The organism is Pseudoalteromonas rubra, from assembly GCF_005887095.1.
GTDB lineage: Bacteria > Pseudomonadota > Gammaproteobacteria > Enterobacterales > Alteromonadaceae > Pseudoalteromonas > Pseudoalteromonas rubra_E.
Genome location: NZ_PNCI01000019.1, coordinates 89,631 through 115,503, shown reverse-complemented (window position 1 = coordinate 115,503; position 25,873 = coordinate 89,631). Strand labels below are relative to the sequence as shown.

General features: G+C 48.7%; 23 protein-coding genes. 11 read left to right on the top strand and 12 right to left on the bottom strand.

Annotated elements, in window-relative coordinates:
* Window positions 1-113: 113 nt before the first annotated feature.
* The 5 genes from CWB99_RS09960 (at window position 114) to CWB99_RS09940 (ending at window position 6,361) form a co-directional block, all read left to right on the top strand.
* Window positions 114-1,370: a hypothetical protein gene (locus CWB99_RS09960; RefSeq protein ID WP_138551295.1), complete on the top strand. Its 1,257-nt coding sequence runs from the start codon at window positions 114-116 to the stop codon at window positions 1,368-1,370.
* Between the two features lie 8 nt (window positions 1,371-1,378).
* Window positions 1,379-1,930, top strand: coding sequence for a condensin complex protein MksE (locus CWB99_RS09955; RefSeq protein WP_138551296.1), 552 nt, complete (start codon window positions 1,379-1,381; stop codon window positions 1,928-1,930).
* Window positions 1,927-4,704 carry an ATPase gene (locus CWB99_RS09950; protein ID WP_138551297.1) on the top strand — a complete coding sequence of 926 codons (2,778 nt, stop codon included), beginning with the start codon at window positions 1,927-1,929 and terminating at the stop codon, window positions 4,702-4,704. The genes CWB99_RS09955 and CWB99_RS09950 overlap by 4 nt, the downstream gene beginning before the upstream one ends.
* A 107-nt stretch (window positions 4,705-4,811) precedes the next feature.
* Entirely contained in the window at window positions 4,812-5,393 is a 582-nt protein-coding gene (locus tag CWB99_RS09945; RefSeq protein WP_138551298.1) for a DUF4136 domain-containing protein, read from the top strand.
* Window positions 5,394-5,701: 308 nt separating this feature from the next.
* Window positions 5,702-6,361, top strand: a complete 660-nt coding sequence (locus tag CWB99_RS09940; RefSeq protein ID WP_138551299.1) for a hemerythrin domain-containing protein — start codon at window positions 5,702-5,704, stop codon at window positions 6,359-6,361.
* Window positions 6,362-6,430: 69 nt separating this feature from the next.
* Here the strand turns inward: CWB99_RS09940 and nrdD are convergent, their stop codons facing one another.
* The gene (nrdD, locus tag CWB99_RS09935) at window positions 6,431-8,242 is read right to left on the bottom strand and encodes an anaerobic ribonucleoside-triphosphate reductase (RefSeq protein WP_138551300.1); all 1,812 of its coding nucleotides are present in this window, start codon (window positions 8,240-8,242) and stop codon (window positions 6,431-6,433) included.
* Between the two features lie 3 nt (window positions 8,243-8,245).
* Window positions 8,246-8,695, bottom strand: coding sequence for an anaerobic ribonucleoside-triphosphate reductase activating protein (gene nrdG / locus CWB99_RS09930; RefSeq protein ID WP_249331812.1), 450 nt, complete (start codon window positions 8,693-8,695; stop codon window positions 8,246-8,248).
* 243 nt (window positions 8,696-8,938) lie between these two features.
* Here nrdG and mog point away from each other — a divergent pair, with 243 nt between their 5' ends.
* Entirely contained in the window at window positions 8,939-9,466 is a 528-nt protein-coding gene (gene mog / locus CWB99_RS09925; protein WP_138551301.1) for a molybdopterin adenylyltransferase, read from the top strand.
* Between the two features lie 65 nt (window positions 9,467-9,531).
* Here the strand turns inward: mog and CWB99_RS09920 are convergent, their stop codons facing one another.
* Window positions 9,532-11,010 (bottom strand): NarK family nitrate/nitrite MFS transporter, encoded by a 1,479-nt coding sequence (locus CWB99_RS09920; RefSeq protein WP_171045304.1) that lies wholly within the window; start codon window positions 11,008-11,010, stop codon window positions 9,532-9,534.
* A gap of 314 nt (window positions 11,011-11,324) precedes the next feature.
* Window positions 11,325-12,515 (bottom strand): alginate export family protein, encoded by a 1,191-nt coding sequence (locus tag CWB99_RS09915; protein ID WP_138551302.1) that lies wholly within the window; start codon window positions 12,513-12,515, stop codon window positions 11,325-11,327.
* A 199-nt stretch (window positions 12,516-12,714) separates the two neighbouring features.
* Between CWB99_RS09915 and CWB99_RS09910 the strand changes: the two genes are divergently transcribed.
* The gene (locus CWB99_RS09910; RefSeq protein ID WP_138551303.1) at window positions 12,715-13,461 is read left to right on the top strand and encodes a HesA/MoeB/ThiF family protein; all 747 of its coding nucleotides are present in this window, start codon (window positions 12,715-12,717) and stop codon (window positions 13,459-13,461) included.
* Here CWB99_RS09910 and CWB99_RS09905 read toward each other — a convergent pair.
* The 3 genes from CWB99_RS09905 to CWB99_RS09895 form a co-directional block, all read right to left on the bottom strand.
* Window positions 13,458-13,898, bottom strand: coding sequence for a putative zinc-binding protein (locus CWB99_RS09905; protein ID WP_171045303.1), 441 nt, complete (start codon window positions 13,896-13,898; stop codon window positions 13,458-13,460). The two genes, CWB99_RS09910 and CWB99_RS09905, sit on opposite strands and share 4 nt — an antisense overlap.
* Window positions 13,899-14,048: 150 nt before the next feature.
* Window positions 14,049-15,251 (bottom strand): NnrS family protein, encoded by a 1,203-nt coding sequence (locus tag CWB99_RS09900; RefSeq protein WP_212748509.1) that lies wholly within the window; start codon window positions 15,249-15,251, stop codon window positions 14,049-14,051.
* Window positions 15,248-16,516 (bottom strand): MFS transporter, encoded by a 1,269-nt coding sequence (locus CWB99_RS09895; protein ID WP_138551305.1) that lies wholly within the window; start codon window positions 16,514-16,516, stop codon window positions 15,248-15,250. Before CWB99_RS09895 ends, CWB99_RS09900 begins: the two co-directional genes overlap by 4 nt.
* A gap of 316 nt (window positions 16,517-16,832) precedes the next feature.
* Here CWB99_RS09895 and CWB99_RS09890 point away from each other — a divergent pair, with 316 nt between their 5' ends.
* Window positions 16,833-18,557, top strand: coding sequence for a bifunctional protein-serine/threonine kinase/phosphatase (locus tag CWB99_RS09890; protein ID WP_138551306.1), 1,725 nt, complete (start codon window positions 16,833-16,835; stop codon window positions 18,555-18,557).
* Between the two features lie 118 nt (window positions 18,558-18,675).
* On the opposite strand, the gene CWB99_RS09885 is transcribed toward CWB99_RS09890, so the two are convergent.
* Window positions 18,676-19,047, bottom strand: coding sequence for a ribonucleotide reductase subunit alpha (locus tag CWB99_RS09885; protein ID WP_138551307.1), 372 nt, complete (start codon window positions 19,045-19,047; stop codon window positions 18,676-18,678).
* A gap of 71 nt (window positions 19,048-19,118) precedes the next feature.
* Window positions 19,119-20,732, bottom strand: a complete 1,614-nt coding sequence (locus tag CWB99_RS09880) for an MFS transporter (RefSeq protein ID WP_138551308.1) — start codon at window positions 20,730-20,732, stop codon at window positions 19,119-19,121.
* A 274-nt stretch (window positions 20,733-21,006) separates the two neighbouring features.
* Between CWB99_RS09880 and narL the strand changes: the two genes are divergently transcribed.
* The 3 genes from narL to CWB99_RS09865 are packed head-to-tail and all read left to right on the top strand — an operon-like array spanning window position 21,007 to window position 23,212.
* Window positions 21,007-21,660: a two-component system response regulator NarL gene (gene narL / locus CWB99_RS09875; protein WP_138551309.1), complete on the top strand. Its 654-nt coding sequence runs from the start codon at window positions 21,007-21,009 to the stop codon at window positions 21,658-21,660.
* 2 nt (window positions 21,661-21,662) lie between these two features.
* Window positions 21,663-22,922: a molybdopterin molybdotransferase MoeA gene (moeA, locus tag CWB99_RS09870; protein ID WP_171045302.1), complete on the top strand. Its 1,260-nt coding sequence runs from the start codon at window positions 21,663-21,665 to the stop codon at window positions 22,920-22,922.
* A gap of 44 nt (window positions 22,923-22,966) precedes the next feature.
* Window positions 22,967-23,212 carry a hypothetical protein gene (locus CWB99_RS09865; protein ID WP_249364788.1) on the top strand — a complete coding sequence of 82 codons (246 nt, stop codon included), beginning with the start codon at window positions 22,967-22,969 and terminating at the stop codon, window positions 23,210-23,212.
* Here CWB99_RS09865 and CWB99_RS09860 read toward each other — a convergent pair.
* The 3 genes from CWB99_RS09860 to modA are packed head-to-tail and all read right to left on the bottom strand — an operon-like array spanning window position 23,204 to window position 25,873.
* Window positions 23,204-24,421, bottom strand: a complete 1,218-nt coding sequence (locus CWB99_RS09860) for an ATP-binding cassette domain-containing protein (protein WP_138551312.1) — start codon at window positions 24,419-24,421, stop codon at window positions 23,204-23,206. The genes CWB99_RS09865 and CWB99_RS09860 overlap by 9 nt on opposite strands.
* 2 nt (window positions 24,422-24,423) lie before the next feature.
* Window positions 24,424-25,125 (bottom strand): molybdate ABC transporter permease subunit, encoded by a 702-nt coding sequence (gene modB, locus CWB99_RS09855; RefSeq protein WP_138551313.1) that lies wholly within the window; start codon window positions 25,123-25,125, stop codon window positions 24,424-24,426.
* Between the two features lie 4 nt (window positions 25,126-25,129).
* Window positions 25,130-25,873: a molybdate ABC transporter substrate-binding protein gene (gene modA / locus CWB99_RS09850; RefSeq protein WP_138551314.1), complete on the bottom strand. Its 744-nt coding sequence runs from the start codon at window positions 25,871-25,873 to the stop codon at window positions 25,130-25,132.

Below are 25,873 nucleotides of genomic sequence, written 5' to 3'. Positions count from 1 at the left end.
ACGTTTTCGGCGCGGAGTCTATCACTTAGCAGCACACTGTGCCACGAGTAGTTACACATTATGACAATTTTCTTACCTGATACCGTCACAAAATTGATACACACTGGAAAGCTATGATCCCAGCCAAAAAAGTATTAAATACGCTGAATGAACACTGGGGCGTCCTGGAGCTGCTTTTTAAACGCTTTAAGATGGCCGATTTCAGCCTCAAAGATGTACAAAACATCATCAAAATGAAAAACCCTAACTGGTCGAGTGAGCGCATCTATAAAGAAACCAACCGCTTGCTTAATCAGGAAATTATTATTCCTCTGGCTAAATCGTCACAGCTCGAAATTAACCGTGCCGTGGCCGACTTTGCCAGTTTCTTATTACAAGAAGAACATCTTGGCTTAGCCGAAGAGATCACTGTATTAGTCAAAGATCTGCAACGCCTGGGTGAGCGCCTGGCGCAGGCCGGCGACGAGGGCGATCACAGCGAACTGCGCCGTTTCAGCCGCATTATGGATGAACGGGTGCGTAAAATCGTCAAACTCTACCATCATAATGAAAGCGCCATCATGAATCTGGTTGAACAAGCAAAGTCCGATCAGGGTAACCTGTCTTTGCAAAAACGCTATCGCGCGGTCATTGACGCATTTGATGAATACATCGAGCCGATGCTGGAAATGGTGGATATTCATGGCCCCTTTCAGGCCTGTTTCACCACCATAGAACATCAGATCAGTGAACAAATTGCGCAAATTGAGCAACTTGGCCGGGGTGCACAGGACAAACGTATGCTTGAGCAACTGCGTACCCGGATCCTCGATATGCACTTAATCGGCCGCGAAAGTTTAGGTAAAAGCGCCGATATGCTGATGCCACTGCGTGAAGAGCTCAGACGTAATACACTTATTACCCGCCAGGCGGCCAAAGTGCTGGGCCTGATCCGTAAAAATGGCGTTGATCGCATGCTCGCGCCGGTGCAGCCGCACTTTGTTTCAGACATTCAGCGTTTCAGCCTCGGCCAGCAGCGCCATATGGTGGCTTATATGGCCAGCCTCAGCGAGTTTGAACACGAAGAATATCAGCTACCCGATCAGCAGGATGTGCCCGCTTACCAGAGCCCTAATATTCCCGATTATTCGGATGTACGTAAATCGTTTAAAGGGTCTGGCAAAAAGCGCACCGCCTTGCTTGGCTTCCTGAGCGAACAATACCCGGCACTGGAAGCCGATGAAATGCTGTTCCTGTACCAAAAACTGATCAGCGATCCTGAACTGGACATCGCCCAGGAGGAGCAACAGCAAACGATGCAAATCGCCAACACCCGCATTCGACTTTATCCGTTCAGTGCAACGGACAAGCAAACAGATAACCACAATTAGTAATCACCATGACACAGATTAATCTAGACGAACTCAGCCAGTTACAGGCGATCAATAAAAAATTGGTCAGTGGCTACCACATCAGCGAACAGGACACCACACAGTGGCAGGAACTGGACCAGCACATTGAGTCTTACCAGGCGCTGTTCAACGCCCTTGGCCACGACCTGCAACACGACAGCCGTGGCTTTTATTATCTGGCCAGCGACGAAAGCACCCCCAACATGGGCAAGATCTCCCGGGCCATCGCGCTGACCGTATTTATCCTGATCGAGCATTTCGCCAACCAGGGTAAAGATCCTTTGCGCGCCCTGTTTGACGAAGTACTAGACCTGGAGCTGATGCAGACTCTGGTGCAGCTTAACAAGCACCTGTTTGATCAGCTGGAGATTTTCTCAGGCTCAGATCTGCGTAAAGACGTGTGCCTGCGTATGGTACGCCTGGGACTGGCCCGCGAAGTAGAGCAAGGCTTTTCGCTGCTGGCGCCGGTTTATCGTTATATCGATGCGCTGATGGAAGTGAACGAAGACAATTACGAGACACTTGAGGATGAAGTATGAACAAGCTGTATGGTCTCAGTAAACTGGCCCTGCTCAACACTGCCGGTTATGCCAAGTGTGTGATCCCACTCGATAAAAGTGCATCTATCTGTGCCCCGAACAACACAGGTAAAAGCTCGGTTATCAATGCCTTGCAATTTCCGCTGATCAACGATTTACGCCTGACCGAATGGGATGGTCACGATCTGGAAGAAACCCGCAAATTCTACTTTTCAAGTGATCAATCTTATATCCTGCTTGAAGCCAACCTGCCCCATGGCGACGTCGTCATCGGCGTCGCGGGCCTGGGCAAAATTGCCGGTTACGCGCATCAGTTCTTTTGCTATAACGGCAAACTCAACCTGGATGACTTTACCCAGGGCAAAAGCATCATAAAATACACCAAACTGTTCAATCACTTGCAGGAAAAAGGCTTTAGCCCGGTTGAGTTAAAAGCGGCCGAGCTTAATGCATTATTGACTGGTGGTGCAACCCCATACGATGGCGACATCAACCTCAAGATGATCCCGCTGAATAATGTTCAGGATGCCGCAGTATATAAAGAGATCTTCCGCCGTATCCTGAACCTGCACAAACTGGGCGCTCATGATGTAAAGCGCTTTATGCTCAAGGTGTTTGAACGGCATATGTCTAACTCCAAAGTCGACTTCTATGAAGTGTGGCGTCGTGCGTTTGATAAAGTAAACCGATCTCGCCGTGAGCTGAACGCACTGGAGTCCATGCAGGAGCCCATAGCTGCGCTGGAACAAATGATCGAAGGCGAAGCGACGCTCAAGGGCAAGCTTGCCGCCTATGCACCTAAGCTCGACAAAGCCATTGTGGAATTTGATGAATATCAGCAGAGCCAAATTGGCGAGCTTAATGATCAGCTTGAAAACATCGAGCAGGAAAAGCGCGACTTTGAAGAAAAGCAACAACTGTATGTGCAGCAGTCCCGCGATATTGAACGTAAGCAAACTCAGATTGAGCAATGGTTTACCGACTATCACGCACTCAAATCCGAATTTGAGCTGACCAATCATGCCACGCTGAAAACCAACCTGACGCTGCTGAAAAAAGAGTACGAACAGCTGTCGTTCTCGATTAACAGTGCTCAGGGCCAGAGCCTGCACACTCTCGACTATCGGATTGGCGAAACACAAAAGCAGGTTAAGAGTTTGAAACTGCAGATGAAAAATCTGGAGTTCAACCTCTTTACCCGAATGCGTGAGGACTTGTCACTCAAAGAAGTCGAAGAGATCTCTCGTATTCTTAACCCGGATATTTTGTCTTTTGCCACCACAGGTAAGGGCGAAGTTGAGATCAGTGACGACGATGCCTTCGGTGATTTCCTGGCCCAGCTGTCAGCGGCTGTTAAAGGCGGCGAACTTAAACTGCCCGGTGCCACCATCAAGCTGAAAAAGCTGGCGCCGGTACAAATGCAAAGCGGCGAAAACAAAGCCCAGTTGCAGGCAAAGTTAGACGCACTACAGCAATCATTACTGGAGCTGAAGCAACAGCGTGAAGTGTCTGCCAATGTGGCCGAAAAGCAGCAAGAGCGTGATGCCCTGTACGATGAGCTGATGGCCACCGAAGCGGCCCTGAAGCGCTTTGAGCAATTCCATACCATGGCGCAGTCGGCAGAAGCACAGCAGGCATTGCAGGATCAGCTGCAGGCCGAACGTGAACAGGTCGACGACTACCTGCAAGATGTACAGCGTAATGCAGGTTCCATTTCCGATCGCCGCTCTATTATCAAGAGCAAACAAGATTTGATCCTGCGCCAGGCGGATCGCCTTAAGCAAGTGAAGTCGGAGCGCATCGATCATACGCTGGATTTATATAGCGGTAAGCAAAACCCCTACCCGGTCGAGATCAATCTGGACTTTGACAACCTGGCGGAAGTTATCCATCAGTTCAACAAGGACTGTCAGGAGCTGCGTAACCTGGATGTCAATGTGCGCAATACTTATTTGCACATTTACAATGCCGGTATTACCAAGTTCGACAACGAAACGGACGACGCGACAAAATACGCCAAGCTGATCAGCGCCTATCACAACATAGACAATGAGCGTGATGCGGTAGAGCGTCAGGCCCGCGTAGCCCTGACTGAAGTTGCAGCGACCATTAAAGGTCTGCGTGAAGACTTAGATCGCCTGCGCCGGGAAATGAACAGTTTTAATAAGGGCATTAGTCAGCACCGTATCTCGAACCTTAAGGCGTTTAAGATCAATGTGATCCCAAGAAAAATGCTGGTAGAGAGTATCGATACCATTATCGCAACCTCCGACTTGTACGAGCAAGGCGAGAGCTTTGACCTGCTGAGCGAGCAGCCAGCCGACAGTAATGCCGTTAATGAGGCCAAAGATCACATTATCAAACTGGCCAGTGATAAAGCCGGCCTGACACTGACTGACCTGTTTGATATCCGTTTTGAGGTGGTTAACCGCGCAGGCGATACCGAGCACTTTGATAAAATTGACTCTGCTGGTTCGAACGGTACACGGATCACCATTAAGTTGTTGTGTGGTATGTTATTTATCCGTTACCTGCTCTCCGATCAGGAGCAGGCAATGTATCGTATCCCGATCTACATTGATGAAGCGGCCGACATCGACCCGCAAAACCAGAAGGCGATCATCGAAACCGCCCTCAGCTTTGGCTTTGTACCGATTTTTGCCTCGGTGAAGCCTCAAATCAGCTGTGACTATCTGGTACCAATTCGCAGCGTCAACCAGGGCAGCCAGAACTGGGTTGACGAAAAAGACTGGATCGAAGTCGAACACAGTTAAGATAAAATCAGGGCACACTTTAGTGCCCTTTTTTTGTGATGATCTTAGCGTTTTAACTGTCGTATACTAAGGTACGCGTTAGATTTTATGTTTTTAAGGAGTAAGCCATGCTGAACCAACTCAAAAAGCACCTTGCCAGCACCAAAACCTTCGCCATTGTAGCCGGTTTATTGATGCTCAGTGCCTGTGGTACAACGCCAGACTGGGACTATGACAAGTCGGTAGAATTTACCAACTATAAAACCTATGCCTGGTCAGCCGAAGCGAGCTTAAAAGCTCGTCCGCAAAATTACCAAATCAACGGGCTGATGGAAAAACGCATCCGTAACGCCATTACCGAGCAAATGGCAAAACAGGGCTTCAGGCTGGTGGATGCACCTGCTGCCGATATACTCATCAACTACCACGTAGCAGTGGACAAAAAGCTGGAAGTAGACACCTTTAAGGTCAGTTATGGCGCACGCTGGAGCTACTGGGGCTGGGGTGTTGATCACCACACGACCACTCGGGAATATAAAGTCGGCACCCTGGTGGTTGACATCATTGATCGTACCTCTAATCAGTTAGTCTGGCGCGGTGCAAAAGAAAGCCGTTTGCGCGCCAAGCAAACACCAGAGCAACGAACCGAGTCTGTTAATAAAACCATTGCCGAGATCCTGGCGAACTTCCCGCCGAAAGTGCAGCATTAGACGTGTGTGACATGAAAATGGCGGGTAATACCTGTACTCTTTAAGTGTTTGCAGTAAATAGCTCGTCTTTTCACGGTTGAGATGCTGTTCAATATATAAAAGATTTTAAACTTGCTGATGAAACGTACATACCAAATAAAAGTGTGTACGTTTTTTACTTTTTACAAAAGCGACATCAAAATCAGTGATTCTGGAGGTTGCACCAGGATAAATGATTCTGTCAATTCAATTTACACCTACCCCTTAATGGGAATATCAAATACCGCAGATTGCTCTAGAATCACACTACAATTCTGAAAAAGGAGCAGATGATGAATCTAGTACAACGTTCAGTTCAGGATCTCGCTGTTAACGTACCTGGCGCATCAGAGTTATTTGAGACTTATCAAATTAATTATAAGACGGAAAAAAAACAGCCTCTGCAGGATGCCGTCTTAAACGGCAAACTGAAGTTGTTCGAAGTCACTGAACGGCTGGAGTTTCTTTTGCGTACCGGCCCTGACAGTGGCTATGAGCGATGGCGACAAGTCAGTGCCAACGAGCTGATAGCCCATATTATTGAGAATTATCACGAAAAGCACCGTGTTCAATTCTCAGACGCTATCCGGCTTACGCAAAAAGTGGCGACAGCTCATGACCACCACGCCAATTTTCCGCACGAATTAGAAGCCCAGCTAACTCGGATGCAGTTTGATCTTGAAGAACATATGATGAAAGAAGAAGTGATCCTGTTTCCAATGATGGAAAAAGGGATCTATCCGAGTGGGCCTATCTCAGTCATGGAAGCCGAGCATGTTGATCATGCCAAATCGCTGGAATACCTCAGGGAATTAACTAATGAATTTGCACCACCTGCCGATGCCAGCAACAGCTGGGCTAAACTGTATACTGATTTACAGGCTCTCTATTTTGATTTGAAAGCACATATCCACCTCGAGAACGATATTTTGTTTCAACCACCCAGTTAAGCGCGCATAAAGTCGTTCCAGCACAAAGGCCGAAGTTTACCTACGGCCTGCTCTTTTTATTTTCACTGGCTATCTGGCGTTGCTTGTACTGTGTTGCCGTTTAACCTGTTGCTTATGATAATGTCTGAACTCATGCTCTACTCTACGGCCTTGGCTGAAAGCCGAAATACGCTTTAAGTACCCTATCACGCGGGTAGCAAAATCAACATCAATGGAACCGCAGGCTGTGCAGTGCATTCGGGTGGATTTTTCAATATGTCCGCAGACATTGCAGATGGTGGTTTTAACATTAATACAGAAATAGTTGCAGCCGGTTTTGGCAGCTACCCCGAACAGGTGCAGGTATTGCTGCTCGTCTAAATGCTCTTGTAGATTCAGATGCAATGCTGAGCCACCATCCAGATACTGGGTCAGCGCCTTACCGTGCAAAATAAACTTGTCCAGATGATTGAGGGTATCGTCTTCTACCCGGTAAAAATAGCTGTTGTAGCAGTCTCGCGGCACAACATAGCCATCTTTTGCATCCCATTTTGCATTCTTCACACCCAGGTTTTCGGCGGGTACAAATTCGGTATTGAACAAATACCCGGTTTCTTCAGACGCCGTCCGGTTTAACTGATAAATCACTTTGAGTTGCGACTGCACCCACGCGTTGTACTGCTCATTAGTACCAACCTCAATGCCGAGGTACTCGGCCGCTTCTACCAGTCCGTTAATGCCAATGGTCAGGAATTGCTTGTCAAAAGAGATAAAGCCCGCATCGTACACTGGTAGCAATCCTGCGGCCTGATACTCCTCCATCAACTGGCGGTAGGCTATCTGATATTGGTGTATTTTATTGACTTCAGTGGCGAGATCCCGGCCGTCCTGCACCAATCGGTTCATATTCAGTGTGATGACATTCACCGAGCCTGTCGCCACCCCACCCGCTCCCAGACTGTAAGAAAAGCTGTGATCGCTGATTTCATTACGAAGCCGGCAGCAGGACGCCAGCGAGTCGGCATGCTCAGACTGATACACAAAGAATGCCCCACCTTCGCTGAGGTTTTTAGCACACATACTGGCAAATCCCGTATCCACTGGCTCGCCCGCTTTTACCAACATGGCGGCAGTTACCACCGGAAATGTTAAAATGGCTTTGTTGCGCTCGGCGTTAAACCAGTCAAGAAAAAAGTGTTGCAGTGCTTTAACCGACGACCAGCCCGGCGAGGTCATATCAGGAAACACAAAGTGACCAAACATGGCCTCAAAATAGGGCTGATCATACAAAGAGATATTCCAAAATACGCTTTGATACCCCCGTGCGGCGGCGGGCTGATTTAACGCATACACCACGTGTTGCAGGTGGTTTTCAACCTTTTTGCTATGTGTTGATAGGTAGTCGTCACCGTAATCTTTACGTGCAAAATAATCGAAGTAGATCAAAAATTCGACCGTCGCAACTGCACCGGCAAATTGCGCACTGATGGCAAACACCAGATTGACAAAGCTACCGCAGAATGACTCCAGGTGCTGCGGCGCCTCCGACTCACCGCCGAGGCGGGTTAGCCCGTCCAGTAAAAAAGGGTACATAGTAACAGACGTGCAATAGGGTTTCAGGCTGGTTTCATCGTGCACATATATCTCGTGTTCGATGATCTGACGCAGATATTCCTGTGCCAGTGCATCGCCGTATAGCTCTGTGATTTTTGCCGCCACCTGCGCCCGGTTAACCTGAATAAAATAGTCTTTCATTAGTTCAGATTCTAAGGTGGCGATGTTTTTGAGCGTCACATTGGCGTTGGCGTCCATGGTGGAGCCGTCGGCGGCATTGTGCGCCGCACAGTAGTTGCCTATAAAACGGCGTTTTTCTTCGAGTTGATGCTGGGTCAGCTCAGACATAGATTACTCCCTGGAAAAGTGTGCATTAAGGATCTGGCCGGAGGCCACGTCGATAAAACGTTGGTTTGTATTTGGCTTGTCCAGGCCACCTAAAGCCTGGATGTACGGGCCGGTTTTCAGGTAAGTGAGCTCTGCTCGCAATGGCGCAGGCACTGCCTGCAGCCCGGTATAAAGGCAGGTTTTCAGGCCAGCGTGTCTGGCAAGTTGCAGTAATTTGATCAACAGCGGTGCCTGCCACTCACCACCAAAGAACACCACACAGGTGATAAGCCCACTGTATTTGTGTAACAGCCCGGTAAAGCGTGCAACCGTGAGTGGCGTGCCGTTTTGTGCATCCCACACCTGTGGGCTGTGACACCCCCGGCAACCTATCTGGCACCCGGTACACAAAAAGCCCAACGCTATCTCATTGGGCACTTCCTGAAAACAGATCTGCGGCTCAAACACATTCACAAAACACCATATATAGTTAATTTTTATAATTAAAACACAATATATAGCATTTCACTGTATTCCGACCAGTCTCCCGCTTGATCTGAATCAAGCTTACTCACGGTTAAAAAAGGCACTTTAGTGGTAACAAAAAAGGTGCATGCGCAAGGGTGTGCTGTGTGGGTGCTTCTACCTACTTTGGAGGAGTTTCATACTGTATATTCTTTGCTAGACTGGCTTTTTTACGAATATTAAAGGGCGGCTATGACAGCTAAAATTGGTATTTTAACGGTAAGCGACCGTGCGAGCAGAGGTCAGTACGAGGATCTCTCCGGACCCGCTATTATTGACACACTCACGGCCTATCTTTCTTCGCCGTGGCAGGCTGTGCGTATGCTTGTTGAAGACGAACAACCACTGATTGAGCAGGCTTTGCGTACACTGAGCGATGACGAAGGCTGCGCATTAATCATCACCACCGGCGGTACAGGCCCAGCAAAGCGCGACGTTACACCCGAAGCGACGGAAGCGGTCTGTGACAAGATGATGCCCGGCTTTGGCGAACTGATGCGCCAGGAAAGCTTGAAATATGTACCTACTGCGATTTTATCACGTCAGACTGCCGGCATTCGCAATCAGGCACTGATCATCAATTTGCCGGGCAAACCAAAGGCCATCAAACAGTGTCTGGATGCAGTATTCCCCGCAGTGCCCTACTGTATTGACCTGCTGGAAGGTCCTTACCTGACATGCGATGATGCTGTAATCCAGGTATTCAGGCCAAAATCTTAATCTGTATAATCATTACCCATAAAAAAGCCAGTGCATTTGCACTGGCTTTTTGGTTCTGGAGATTGCTAAACTTTTTTGTGTGATACATCTATCAGTTCAACGGTACCGTCTTCACGCACTTCTGCAATTTGTCCTCTGGGTTCATCCATAAAGAACAAGGTTACAAATCCAATCATGGCAGTACCTGCAATAACGTAGAAGAAGGTTGCATAGTCAACAAAAGACAGAACGGTCAGAAAGGTCACCGCGCCCACATTGCCATAAGCTCCCGTCATACCCGCGATCTGACCAGTTAGGCGACGTTTGATCAGCGGTACCACAGCAAACACAGCGCCTTCGCCAGACTGGACAAAGAAAGAACACGCCATTGCTGTGGCAACTGCCAGCCATAATGGCCATTGCGCATCCACCATGCCCATTAAGAAATATCCCATTGCCAGGCCAGCGGTTAAAATCAGCAAGGTTGTTTTACGGCCAAATTTATCTGAAATCCAGCCACCTGCGGGGCGAGACATTAAGTTCATAAATGCATAGGCACCTGCAACCATACCGGCCATAACCGGGTCCAGCGAGAAGGTCTCAGCAAAGAACAGCGGCAACATAGACACAACAGCAAGCTCAGAGCCAAAATTGGTAAAATACAAAATATCCAGTACCGCGACCTGCTTAAAGCTATAACGGTGTAACTCGGGGACTTCTTTTTCAAATACGCCTTTGTTGACCGACCACACCTTTTTCACTTCAAACAGATACAGCAGACACAACGCAACATAGGTCGCATTGACGACAGTTGCATCCAGCATGTTTACGCCATTGGGAGACAGTTTCCAGGCCAACAGTGCAAGGGCTGCATACATAGGTATTTTCATTAGCAAGAGTAAAAAGAAATCGCCCTTTGACGTGACTTCCATCGCCCCCAGGTTTTTAGGCCTAAAATAGGTCGAGCCTTTTGGTGTATTGGTCACACTGGCGTAGTAAATAAAACCATAAACCAGGCCCATCACCCCGGTTATTCCAATGGCATAACGCCAGCCATCGTCACCACCAAAGAGCAATGCCACCGTTGGCAGAGTAAAAGCAGCTGCCGCAGAACCAAAGTTACCCCAGCCGCCGTATATGCCCTCAGCGGTGCCTAGTTCGTTGTGTGGGAACCACTCAGAAACCATACGGATACCAATCACAAAACCGGCACCAATAAAGCCCAGTAAGAAACGGGCAATCGCTGCCTGTAAAAAGCTATCGGCAAAGGCAAACATAAAACAGGGTACAGAGCATAATACAAGCAGGCTGGAGTAGACAATGCGCGGGCCGTATTTGTCCGTGAGCATGCCAATAATAACGCGCGCAGGGATAGTTAACGCAACGTTGAGTATCAGAAGTGTCTTGATTTGTTCGGTAGTGAGTCCAAGGGTCGTCTTTACGGCCTGCAACAGAGGGGCAAAGTTAAACCACACTAAGAAGGTAATAAAAAATGCAATCCAGCTTAAGTGCAGAACTTTCATTTTCCCCTTCATGGAAAACACATTAAATTTTTCACTGGCCATAATTCTCTCCAATACGGTAGATTCCAAGCCATTCTGGCTCGATCTGCACAAAAATAATTGACGTAAATCAAGTAATTCCCGGCCGTAAAATGCGCGTAATAACGCCCCTACCTATTTGGATTTTTGGTCATAAAGTGGCAGCATGCGGAAATACGCAGCTGACTACCTATTAAGATATATACGGACTACCCCAACCCACCACCTTGATATCAATAGTGATACTCAGTGCAATCAGGAACTAACGAAAAACAAAAAAAGCCTCCGAAGAGGCTCAACATATTGCAGGGAATCTTATAGTAATGGTGTCAGCGCATTCAGAATTTATGTGCCAACATCAACCACAACTTGTCTGTGTCGGAGGCCAATGCCTCTGCATCGTACATGGCGTATTTGAGCAACAACTTGCATTTCTCTGTGACCTTATACGCCGCCGTAAAATCGATTTCACTGCCGTAATCAATGCTGTTTTCCACGCTGTCAAACTTGTGGTAAGTCACGCCCAGCTTTACACCAGATACCATGCCATTGACGCCAACATACCAGTCTGCCACACCATTGGGTGGGGTGCCCAGAAACTTATCGGCAAAGCCCTGAAACTTGTGTGCCGTGGCCAGTGGCGTACTAAAGCCAACACCATTGTCCGATCCCAGTGACTCATAGCCAATCGTCCAGCCAAGTTTTTTGAACTTACCTTTTACCTGAGCCAGAAAATAGTCGGTGCTGAAATCCGTTGGATTGTCACCATAGTCCTGTTGCTGGGCATAACTCAATGTGTACTTCACGTTATCAAAGGCTTTGCCCGCAACCCGCACACCCAGTGTGCGCGTTGAAATGGCCGTATTGTGCTCAAAGTCTAACAGGTAAGCAAAACCCGATACCGAGAACGCGGGACTGACCTGATAAGCGACATTGCCCAGATGGAGCCTGCCGGGTAAATCGCTCTTGGCACTTTTTTCGCCAAAAATACGATTCACGTTGTACACATAGCCATAATCAAACGTCAGAGCGTCGCTGGCCTTATAGCGCGCGCGATATCCGTCAAACGTTTGTTCGTTTTGTCGCCATGCCACACCTCCAATAAAGCGTTGGTCATCCAGATTGATCCGCTGCCTGCCCAGGGTAAACGCCAACTTGCCCTGATTGAGTTGCAAATTGGCCTGATTGACTTCTGTGCCAGTTGGGTCAGCCACCACCGGGCGGTCCTTAATCCCGTTGACTGTGCTGTTGTAGTTGTCGCTGCCGATACGGGTGACATTATCGACTTCCAACAACGCCCGGACACCGCGCAATGTCCCGCTGGTGTAATTCAGTCGTGTTAACAATGTAGAGGCGTGTGCTTTTTCGTCAACGCCTTGTTGATCGACATTTTCATATCTATATCTCAGCAAGCCACTGGCCTTGCCTTCTGATAGCATGTTGTCGATACCGTCGTGAACAGATGCCTGAACCGAAATGCTCAGACCGGATAAGAGCAATGTGGCAATTACAGAAAGTTGTGTTTTCATACTTTAATACCTTGCTACGCAGTAGTGATGTTGTACGTAGCCTAATGCCATGATCTGCCTCCTAATTTGATTTATATCAAAGCCTGATTTGCGTTACCCACTCTGCACTTACCCCTCTCTTTGTGGGTATAACAACACTTCCCAATTTGCTGTAGTCTTTAGTTAATACGTGGCCTGAACACAACAAGGTGAAAGCAGCATGAAGTTAGATGATACAAATACAATGCGCTACTGTCGGCACATTTTACTGCCCCTGGTGCAGGAGGACGGGCAAGAAGCATTTTTACAAAGCCATATTGTGGTGGTGGGTGCCGGAGGTTTGGGCTGCGCCGTTTTACCTTATCTTGCAGCGTCAGGCGTCGGTACACTCACCGTGTTTGACCATGATCAGGTCGACATCACCAACCTGCAACGCCAGATCCTGCATTGCGAGCACAATGTAGGGAAAAACAAAGCACAATCGGCCGCTGAATCGCTCAACAGAATCAATTCGTCCATCCGGGTCAATATCTTTGAAACAGCCCTGAGTGAAGTCCACAGTGAAACGATAAAACAGGCCGATGTGGTCGTAGATTGCAGCGACAACCTGCAAACACGCTTGTTGTTAAATGACCTGTGCTGGCGTTATCACACACCGTTGATTTCTGGGTCTGCAATACGCCTGGAAGGTCAGGTGATCCACTTTCCCATGCGTACCAAAGACCCCTGCTATGCGTGTGTCGCCAGTTTATTTGGCGAGCAGTCTCTGAGCTGTATGGAAGCGGGTGTCCTGTCACCGGTCGTCGGTACCATAGGTACTTTGCAGGCAACCGAAGCCCTCAAGAGCTTGTTAAAATTAGCCCCAGACACGGTCAAACTAACCTTATATGATGCCCAGTCTATGCAATTCAGGGCGTTTGACATCCCCAAGCGCGCAGACTGTCCAACCTGCTCAGGCACTCACTAACCCTTCGCACACGGGAACAGTGCAATAATGTTGGAGTCCGCCGACTCTGGTTGAGGCGGTTGACCACCCGGTAATCGCAGCGCCAGCTCTCGACAGACGTATGATGCAACCTGAAGCTCAGTTTGTAAGGTGCTTCTTTTTGCTTTGTCCGGTAGTTCTCTGACAATTTTGGCAATGTCGAAATGGATTACCCCGTCAATACCGCAAGCGGTTAAACAGCGCTTGATACACTGTAATGCGCAGCCATCTATGGCGATGAGCTGGCCGCTTTGTTTAATCTTTTTCAGATGCTGAGGCGACCCAGCCGCAATGGCCGCCACCGCTACCCGCTCAACTTTGCCTTGTTGCTGCAGGATAATCGCGATATCGTCAGACAGCGCTCCGCCGTGACAACAACCAGAGCAGCTCATAATGCAAGGTAAGGGAGTATTTTTCATTGCAACACATTCCAAGTTGAACTGTGTTTTAAAGCATAGGCACCACATGGAATTGGAGCTTGATCCACATCAACAGCCTTAAGTGATTTATGCGCGCAAAAGAGGTAGTTGGTAACCCTTTCGGGTTACCACAGGAAGTAGCAATGAGGATTAGCCTGGGCGACCATCCGCCCTTGGTTGCGTCAGCACCGGATAATACACCAGAGTGAACAGACCATAGGCAATACACCAGGCCACTATCGAAACAAGAATCGATGAAAAACTAAAACTGGCAAAGAACAAGCTCCCAAACACCCGGATCAGGGCCGACACAAACACGGCACCAAATGCCACCACCACCAAATGCCTGACCACCAGTTTTCGTCCGGTGTGACCGAGGCTTACTCGCGACATCATGCTCAGGATCATACTCCCCATTGCACCAACCGTTAACGCATGAAAAGCCGTCGACAACGTCAACATGTCGGATAGATAGGAAATACCTATCAAAGCAATCCCAATGGGGATAAACCAGTATGCCACGTGCAGGCTCCACAACAATGGGACTTTCAGCGTTAGCCTGAATTTCCACCTCAGCACACGAATCACATGGGCTAGCGCACATAGCAGCATGAACCCGACCAGAAATTGCTCGGGCAAATAATGATTTAGTCCCGTGATATACAAGGCGAATATGCCCCATGTTGTGCCCAAAGCCAGATACTCCAGCCAGCGGATTGGCGTGACTTTTTTAGTTTTGGTTCCGTTGGCCGTGAAAAACGGGATCACGCGGCCACCCAAAATACTCATCAACAGCGTAATAAGCCAGATAGCTGAAATATAACCATGTTGATATAAGCTGGGCAAATTAAGTACAACTCCCATATGCATGAGCAGATTAGTTGCACTCAGAAAAACCAGTATCGGCACAAAAAACAAATTGCGCATCTGTCCGATTGCAATAATGGGTTTAGCTAGCCAGTACCCTGCTAAGGGTAAAAACAGTAAGTCCACAGAAATAACAAGCCATGGGGGTACCGAAGAAAACAACATCAGGATCCTGGCTGCCAGCCACAATCCCGTAAGAACGGCCAACCTGCTGCCTCTGATGCTGGGTATACCCGTCCAGTTTTGCACAGCCGTTAATAAAAACCCCACAACGATCGCACTAACAAAACCAAATAGCATCTCGTGGCTGTGCCAGAAAAGGACATGACCATACGGCGTAAATTGTAAGGTACCGCTTAAAACACTACCCCATACAATTAACGCCAAACAACTGAAAAAACCGCCTAACAGGAAAAAAGGTCTAAAGGCCAAGCGGAGCACTGGCGGGATCTGCTCCTCTTTTTGGGTATCGAGTATCTGCATCATAAGTCATCATCTTCCAAAAAATTATAGCTCGCAGCTTCTTTCAGCCTGCGACTGTAACGCTCTGCCCGGATTGCAAAGTACATTGCCATCATGCAGACAGCCAGTACCCCGTACAGCAACATAAAGCTGGCACTGTAGAAACCTAACACTTCTACCGCAGCACCAAACAGAACGGGCAACGTAAAGCCACCCATTGCGCCAATTGCGGAAACAATTCCACCAACTCTGCCCATATCGTTCGGATAGTATTCATGGATCATTTTAAACACGCTTGCGCGGCCAAAACCTTGCGCTATACCAATCACAAATAACAAAACGGAGAAAAACCACACGTTAATGGCAATCTGAATATACACATCCTGCTCAACGCCATGAATAGTCATCGTGGTGGGTGGGTAACTCAGGAAAAACAGGCATACCAGACACACCCAGAACACACTCCAGTTCACGCTTCGACCACCGTATTTGTCTGCAAACCACCCTCCCAAGGCCCGAACCACAGACGAAGTGGCAACAAAAAACAAGGTAAAAGCCATGGCCTGAGAGAGCGGTAGTTGGTAGGCCTCGGTATAGTAATAAGGCAGCCACAGCAGCAGAGCAAGAAACGATCCAAATACAAAGTAATAGTACAGGCCAAGTCGCCATATCCGGGCTTGCTTTAACAGGGTATACCAGGGTTCATTGCACGGTTCTGGTCGATTTTCACTGGCTGGTCGCTGTGGTGCAAAAAACAAAAACGCCAATGCTACAAGCAACAGCCCAGCGGAATAAACCAATCCAACATAGTGCCAGCCGACCAACTGCATCAAAAAGGGCACAAACACCAAGGTAATCGCGGCCCCGGCATTGCCCACACCAAATACCCCCATCGCAGTGCCCTGCTGGTCTCGGGGAAAGAAGTCATTGACATAACGATTACCCAGCGTAAAAGAACTGCCGCTCAGACCAAGCCACAAGCCAATCAGGAGTAACGCCATGTAGGTATCTGCCAGATACAACAGCGCCAGTGGCGGCAGGCAAATCAGCATTTGAATCACAAACAGTTTTTTTGGGGAGCCTTGGTCGGCGGCAATACCCGCGGGAATACGGGAGAGTGCCCCCGTCAGCATCGGGGCAGACAACAGTGCCGTTACCTCAAGTACACCCAACTCCCATTGTGTGGTGATAGGAATAACCAAAGCAGCATACAGTGTCCAAACGGAAAAATTTGCTGCGAATGCGAGGGTAGCGAGTAGCAATGCGCGTTTTGCAATTTTTTCTGACATATAGCAAACCACCCCAATAATTTAGCCAGGTTCTGAGTAACAATAGTATGGTGTATATTCTACCTAAGTTGTTGAGAGGTAGTGGACTTCTACCCCCAATGCCTCAACATGCCCGGCGCTAATACCCCATCAGCAAAAGATGCGTTTATTTTCACATAGATATAAAGCACGCCACATACCCAATAATAGGTATGCTTGGTACCATTTAGTCATAGAGGCTGTCATTTTTACCCCAACCAGACCTATTTTAGGTTGAACTACAGCGTGCTTTTCTTGCACTATTTTCACATTAAGACAGGGTTAAAGTGTGAGATAAATGCAAAACATCAGGGTTCAGGTTGGGGTAAAAACCACTGCGGGTATCAAAGACATCAACGAAGACGCCGCGGGTTTCCTGATCCCACAAGATAGTTACCTAAGCAAAGTCAAAGGGCTAGCATTTTGCATTGCCGATGGCGTGAGTTCAGCAGAAGCGGGCAAAGAAGCCAGTGAAACTGCTGTGACGCGCTTTTTATCAGAATACTTTAAGACCCCGGATACCTGGTCCGTGAGCCGTTGTGGTGAGCAAGTCCTGTCAGCAATAAACCTCAGGCTATACCGTAAAAGCCATCAGTTTAAGCAGGATAATAAAGGCTACTTGACCACTTTAAGCTGCCTGCTCTTAAAAGGTGTTCACGGCCATTTATTTCACGTTGGCGACAGCCGGGTATTCCGGCTGCGCTCAGACTCCTTTGAGCAACTCACCGCTGACCACGTAACCCACTTAGGTCAGGGTAAGTCCTTCCTGTCACGCGCCCTTGGTATGGACAACAACATTCACATTGACTACAGCAATTTCGAGCTCAAGGAGGGAGATTGTTACCTGTTAACCACGGATGGCGTGCACGACTTTATCCCGACCGCAGCGCTGATAAGAGCCTTGTCCTCCTCAGTACCCGCCAGCGATATCGCATCTTCGCTGTGTGCACAAGCTCAGACCAATGGCAGTGATGACAACATCAGTTGCGTGGTATTAAGGGTGAAGTCCCTGCCCCATCAAGACGACAATGAGTTCAACGCAGACTTAACCCGTTTGCCGTTTCCCCCGCCTCTGGAAGCGGGCATGAAATTGGATGGGTATCGGGTCATCGAAGAGATCTTTGCTTCTCCCAGAAGCCAGTTGTATCTGGTAGAAGATGAAAAGAGTGGTCAGCACTATGCGATGAAAACACCTTCCATGAACTTTGAAGACGACGTACACTACATTGACCGTTTCCTCAAAGAGAAATGGATTGGTAGCCGCATAGATTCACCCTACGTAGTTAAGATCATCCAGCACAACCGCCCAAGAACCGCGCTCTACTACCTGATGGAGCATCTCGAGGGTCTGAGCCTCGACCACTGGCTCGCAAAAAATACCCCTTTGAAGCCAAAACACGCCATCGCAATCGTTAAAGACATTGCTAAAGGGCTCCAGGCATTTCACGACAACGATGCAATTCATCAGGACCTAAAGCCCGGCAACATCATGATAATGAAAGATGGGTCAGTTAAGTTGGTGGACTTTGGCTCGGTGTTTGTGGCCGGTGTCGCTGAACTGTACCGCCCTATTGAACACATTGGCGCGCTGGGCACCGCCAGTTACTCCGACCCAAACTATCTGGTTGGCAAAAATTCGGCCATTCAGGGAGATGTATATAGCCTCGCAACCATTTGCTATGAACTATTTACCGGGCATCTGCCTTATGGCGACAAAGTTGAAACCTGTACTTCCATGTTTGACTATGACAAATTGCGCTACCAGAGCGCGACCAAATACAACCCGGTTATTCCCGTGTGGTTTGATAAAGCACTGCAAAAAGGTGTGAGCTTTGATCTGACAACGCGATATCAAACCATAGATGCGCTATTAGAGGATCTCACCAAACCCAACCCCCTATTCCTCAAGCCAGAACCTGAGCCCAAAGAAGCCAGCAGTCTGGTGTTCTGGAAACTGGTCAGTGGCTTTTGGTTTATCACGTTAATTTTAGTGATTTATCTGTTCAGTCAGTCAAAGCTTTAACCACGCAAAACCTGGGTCGGTTGGCTATCGAAATTTCAATGCAAGAAAGGCAGTATTTGCTGCCTTTACTTTATCTACACAATCGCGCTTCAGATTACGAATTAACCTGCGTGAGCGCTTAACTACCTACCAGCTCAACGAGATTGTCCTGACGGTCGAGTACAACATACATTGAGGTATTTTTACCCGTTTGGACGTCACTGACCATAGATTTCATACTCTTGTCGATAATACTGCTGTCAACATCTGCATTTATACTGGTCAGAAAAACCAAATCCCAATCAGGGTTTATAACATCCGCCTCTTTGCACAAGGCCTCATAGTCGCTTAATTCGTTCGGGAGTTTATCAACGCACATAACTGGCTCAATAAACCCTTTGTTCACATCGTTCGATGCACTTTCAACATTGGCTTTGGTAAACAGCATCAGAAGCTTAACGGGCTCTGGCTGATAACGTGACATGGTTAGTAACTCTTGAAACTTGCTCATTTATTTTACCCTGCAAAATTGGAAAAAGAGCCACAACCTGATGTTAATGGCTCTTGCTATAGTGGAGATGATTATGGGTTGTAGAACTCACCGTCCTTTCTCAAATAAAACCACCAGTTAATGAATACGCATACTCCGTAGAACACCGCAAACCCAATCAGGGCCACTTCTGGTGTGGTGGCTTTAATCTGCTGGCCAAAGACCATAGGAATATAGAAAGCACCGTAAGCTGCCACTGCCGATGTCCAGCCCAGTACCGGACCCGCTTGCTCTTTTGGAAACACCATAGCGATGGTGCGGAATGTTGAACCATTGCCAATACCAGTGGCAGCAAACAGGATTAAAAACAGTACAAAGAAAGGTACAAAGAACTCTTCTGGCGTCGCAGACTGATAAGCTGTTTGCATATAGTAGGCCGCCCCCAGTGAAGAACCTACCATGACCACAGAACAAATCTGTGTTACTAACGCGCCACCCAACCTGTCAGCAATCCAGCCGCCAAGCGGACGAATAAGCGCTCCGATGAAAGGGGCCATCCAGGCATACATAAGGGCACTTGGACCATTCGGATTCACCGTATCGTGGGTCATCACACCATCAACCATCACGTGCTGGAAGCCAAAAATAACTTTAATTGCCAGTGGGAATGCTGCCGCAAACCCTATGAAAGAGCCGAATGTCATGGTGTAGATGACACTCATCACCCAGGTGTGTTTGTTGTTGAAAATCTGATACTGCTTAGACAGGCTTTCACCAATCGCGCCAGGTAACATCTTGAGCAAGAACACAGTCGTCGCAACCACCAACACCAACACCAGCTCTTTTGGTACCCCAAACCCAGAACCATTAGCCGATTCGGGCAGCATTAACCATAACCCCGCCGCAGCTGTTGCCAGACCAATGGTCAGCATCACAGAAATCATCGCAAACGCGCCCAATGGACTGCCGAGATTTGGCGATACTTCTGGCGTGCGGATATTATTCATGCCAAACCAGGTGGCTAAGAATAGAGGCACCAACAGCAGTAACCACAGGAATCCGCCATTTTGGATCCAGGTTTCTGAACCCGCTGGAATTTTCCCGATCAAACTACCTGAAGGGCTGACCAGCGTCACCGGATCGCCCCCGAGTGCGCCAAACACACCGTAGGTCATAAACAGTGGGATCAGTATCTGCATGGTCGTCACGCCAAAGTTACCTAACCCCGCATTGAGTCCCAGTGCCAGACCTTGCTGCTTCTTGGGAAAGAAGAAGCTGATATTGGACATCGACGATGCGAAATTACCGCCACCAAATCCAGAGAGCAACGCCAACAACTGATATTGCCACAACGGCGTGGTGGGGTCTTGCAGTGCCATACCAGTAAAGAAGGCCGGAATAATCAACAAAGAGGTTGTGAAGAAGATGGTATTTCTGCCACCACAGAAACGAATAAAGAAGCTACTGGGGATCCGTAAAGTCGCACCGGACAAGCCCGCAATCGCCGTTAGTGTAAATAGCTCTTGTGCGGAAAAGTTAAATCCCGCGTTCATCATTTGTACCGTTAAAATGCCCCAGTAGAGCCATACAGCAAAGCCACACAACAGACTTGGGATGGATATCCACAAGTTGCGCTGTGCAATTTTTTTACCCTGAGATTCCCAAAAGGCCTCGTTTTCGGGTTCCCATTTTTGTAGATCAGCCATAGTGCCGCTCCTTACAATCGAATTACCCTCACTATGTGCATAAAAAAGAGGACAGACAATTCACATTGATGGGTAATAAGCAACAATGAGGGAATAGCAGGACATACCCACTTTTAGGTATAAAAACATGTAACCATCTAATTTTTATGACTTTTAAAGAGTGGTTAAAAGGTCTTTTGGAGTAGCACCCGATGTTTGTAATGAATGCCTTGTTAATCCAAGTTACTATTATAAACACGTGATTTTGACCGTCTTTATAGAGTAAGAGTAACTTATGAGTGAGCTAGTTAGCACAATACTACTTGTGGATGACCACCCCTTACTGCGCAAAGGTTTACAGCAGTTAATCGAGTTAGAAGATGAGCTAACGGTGATTGGCGAAGCAGCCAATGGCAAAGAAGGCTTAGAAATCGCCATTGATAGCGACCCGGATTTGATCATCCTGGATCTGAACATGCAGGGCATGGATGGTCTGGAAACACTCAAGGCCATGCGTGCCAATGACGTGACATCGAGGATCATTATGTTAACGGTGTCAGACAACGATGAAGATGTCCTGACTGCGATCAGTTACGGCGCAGACGGCTACTTGCTCAAAGACATGGACCCGGAAGACATTCTCGAAAAAATCAAACAAGCCGCACTGGGTAAAATGGTACTCAGTGAAAAGCTGACCGGTGTACTGGCGCAGGCTATTCGCAAGCCAGATGTCTCTCAGAAAGCCAACATTCTGAACTCTTTAACCAGTCGGGAATTTGAAATACTCAAGCTGATTGCCAAGGGGCTGTCGAATAAACTCATCGCCAGAGAACTGGATATTTCAGACGGTACGGTGAAGGTACACGTCAAGCATTTGCTGAAAAAGCTAAGCCTGCGTTCGCGTGTAGAAGCCGCAGTATGGATGATAAACCAACAAAAAGGAGCCTAGCCATGACTGATCCCAAACCCACTTTCCTCTCTTTTGAAGCGGCACTAGCGGCACTAGAAGAGGATGCCTCAACCTTTGTTGGTAGCGAGACACGCCCGTTACACAGTGCAAGGCAGCGGATCCTGGCTGCAGATATTATCGCGCCGTTTGATGTGCCGGGTTATGACAACTCGGCCATGGACGGATACGCTATTCAATATCAGGACCTGGGGCAGTTTAGCGAGTTTGAACTTATCGGCACGGCGTTGGCGGGTCACCCGTTTACCGGCACCTGGCAACCGGGCAGCTGTATTCGCATTATGACCGGCGCCCCCGTGCCAGAGGGTTTTGACACCATCGTCATGCAGGAACAGGCAGTCGCAGAGCAAATTGAAGATAAAACACATATCCACTTCACAACTGCACCGAAACCTCAGCAGAACTTACGTAAACGCGGCGAGGATATTGCCGCCAATACTGCGCTCTTTGCCCATGGGCACAGGTTAACGGCCACGGATATTGGCTTGCTCGCGTCTATCGGCGTAGGATCTGTATCTGTTTTCCAGCCCTTAAAAGTGGCCGTTTTATCAACGGGAGACGAGCTGTGTGAGCCTGGTAACGATAAACAAGCCAGTGAAATCTACGATACCAACCGCTACACCACCCGCGCTATGCTTGAGAACCTGGCTTTTGAAGTGCTGGACTTTGGTATTGTCCCTGATTGCCCTGACGCACTGTCCAGTACCTTTAATCAGGCACTTGCACAGGCAGATGTAGTGGTATCTTCAGGCGGTGTGTCTGTTGGTGACGCCGATCACACCAAAACAGTGCTGGATGAGTTGGGTAATATGCAGTTTTGGAAAGTGGCCATCAAACCGGGTAAACCGTTTGCGTATGGGCATTTTCACACCTGTAACCAACAAGGCCACCACAAACGCTTTTTTGGCTTACCTGGAAACCCGGTCTCAAGTGTGGTCACACTGCATCAACTGGCGCTCCCGGCGCTGCGGAAGTTAGCAGGAGAACAAGTGACCCCCGCACTATCGCAGCGACTGCCGCTCGCCTCTCCTATCTCAAAAAGACCCGGGCGACTGGAGTTTATCCGAGCATCCCTTGAACACAGCCCGTCAGGTACTCGAGTTAAGCCCTTACAGGGACAAGGCTCAGGTATTCTGAGTACGTTTGCTGCAAGCAGCGGATACCTGCTCCTCGACGCTGACGGTGCCAACTGGCAAGAGAATGAGCTGGTCACTTACGTGCCTTTCGACTGGGCACTGAGCTGAGTACAGTAACAATGCGCCCCCGTAAGCCCGACAGAGTAACCGCAATGCGGTTACTCATCGAGCAAGTCAAAAAAGAGTTGCCGCTCTACGAGCCGGATACCTTCTTCTGCGGTACCAACACCTCCTGTGTCGGCTGCCCGAAAAAACTCATGGAATTAGTGGATACTGATTTAACCTACTGGGAACACCAGCTCAACTGTGGTGTGGTTCCCCAGTTTGATGACATCAGGCGCTTCGCTAAGCTCTGTAAAAACGTTAAACGTGGTTTGGTACGCAACCACTTAATGTAGGCTGTTAACACTCAGTGCGTCGGCTTTACTGATGAGATACCAGGGCTCGTTGACGGCGGGCTTAAGCTGATTGAAAGACAGACGGGTTATCCAGACGGACAGGTCATTACACTGTGCTGCATCGCTGTCGTCTTTGCTCACCAATTTAACATCGATAAGCATACCCTGCTCGCCCTGCCATACGATTTCACGTGTACTGGTGATGGTTGCCAGCCATTGATTGACAAAACTGCTATCTGGCATAGCCTTCCTGGACAGACCAACCCGGTTTGCCTTGAGAACCAATGACACAGCTTGCCCCGGCTTGGTGTGGGGCGTATGAACACTGAAACAGGCCTGCCCGTTCAGCCGATACTCGGTCAGCCCAAGTGATGTGCGATGCGCCAATGTGGTCGCCTGCACAACAGATAAGAACTCGCTGGCATGGCCCTCACCTCCATTTGAACCATCCTGAAACGATGCCAACAACTGGTGTTGATACAGGTGCAGACCAGCACCAATAGGCATCGCCTGCCAGTGCTTGCAACTTCCATCGTCTTTAAGCACCCATGCCATATCGGCCAACGCCAGTGCGTCTTCCATCTGATGACACACCATCAGCGCAGCGGCATTTGTTTGCTTCAGGTACTCTTTTATGACGGCAATACAAGCGTGCTTCATGGTGTGATCCTGCCCGGTCAACACTTCATCCAAGAGCAATAACGGCGCGCCTTTGATCATCGCCAGTAACAGCGCCACCCGCTGCTGCTGGCCTCCACTCAGCTGCTGAGCGCGTAAATGCAACACGCCGCTGAGGTTCAATAACCCAACCGCCCAGGTCACGTCGAATGCGTTCGTCTGCTCAGCAGACACCAAATTCAATAAAGCTTGTATCGAGAGGTGGCCAAACAAAGTCGGGGACTGGGTTACATAGGCGATACGCCGTTGATGAGCAGGTAAGTCTATTTGTTCAGCCCCCTTGCTATCGACCTGAATAGAGCCCGTTGCGGGGCTCAAACCCGCCAGTGCGTTTAGCAGAGAGGTTTTCCCCGCCCCGCTCGGTGCTAACAAGACACCAACCTGAGCGCAGCGCAACGTGCAGCTGAAATGCTGTGACACAGGTGAGCTGACCTGTACGTCAATCATGACCGTGCCAGCGCTTCGGCAATCTTGTCTCTGCTCTGATGCAGACTCTGTAATGTTGAACGTGTTTAGGATCGCGTTCAGCATGGTTACCCCCTGACCTGATCGTCTGAGATGTAGCCCACATAGGCACTTTGCTTTTGCCACCACTGACAGGCAAACACAACGCTAAATGAAAACGCCAGCATCAGCAATGCCAGTTGTTCTGCCGCCTGAAAATCTAAACTTTCTACGTGATCAAACAGCGCCAAAGACAACACCTGAGTTTCTCCCGGAATGTTACCGCCAATCATGAGAATGGCACCAAACTCACCTATGGTATGAGCAAAGCTCAGCGTTGCAGCCGTAAACAGAGCCGGTTTAATGGCTGGCAATATCACTTTTCTGAATTGTTGGCAGGGGGAAAATCCCAACAGTGCTGCGGCGTTGTACAGGTCTTTCGGCAATTGTTCAAAAGCACTTTGCAGTGGTCTGAACGTAAAAGGGAGGCTGTAAATCATCGACGCAAGCCAGATGCCTGAAAAACTAAACACCAGCTCTATGCCCAGGGTGTCACGTAACCATAACCCAAGCCCGTCATTGGGAGAAAACAGCACTAAGAAATAATACCCCATCACCGTTGGTGGCAGCACCAGTGGCAAGGTGACCAGGGTCTCTATAAAAGGTTTTACCACACTGCGGCTGCGCGCCAGATAATAGGCGCCCGGCACACAGATCAGCAGCAGACAAAGGGTGGTCACACTTGCCAGCTGTAGCGTCAGGATCGTTGCTTGCAAATCTGTGTCGGACATACGTTCACCTGTACCCTGATGCCTTAATCAGCTGCTGCGCATCATCGCTTTGAATAAACTCAAAGAAAGCCCGGGCTGCCGAGTGCTCGGCCAACAGCAATGCGTGCTGTTCAATAGGGTCATACCAATGTGCGGGAATGTCGAACCATTGCCCTTTAAACCCCGGTTTTAATAAACTTTTGGCAATTAAGCCGTACTGAGCATGGCCACTTTCGACATACTGAAAAGCCTGTAACACAGAATTGCCTTTAACCAGTCGCTTTGGTTTTGAACGGTGGCGTTGCAGGATTTGCTCTGCCGCGCGACCATACGGCGCGTGCTTTGGATTGGCAATGACAACCGTTGCTTTTGCGGTATTCATCAACGCCAGATCCAGCCCTTGGGGTGATTTATCGAGTGAATACAACACCAGCTCCCCTAAGGCATAGGGGGCCCTGTCATGACCAAACCCAGCTTGCGTAAGTAACTCGACATAGTGCTTATCGGCAGATAAAAACACGTCATAGGGCGCACCGTGTTGGATCTGGGTAGCCAGTGAGCCAGACGACCCAACGGATACGCGAATATCCATGGCCTCTTTGGTTTGCAGCTCAAACAGCGTGACCAGCTTGTTCATGGTAGCACTGAAATTAGCCGCGCAAGCCAGGGTCAGGCGCGTCGGCTTGGCCTCTGTCAAAGGCACAAAAAGCAGCAGTAATACAACCAAGCATATCGCTGTGTAACTGTGTCCGACTCCAGATCTGCTCAC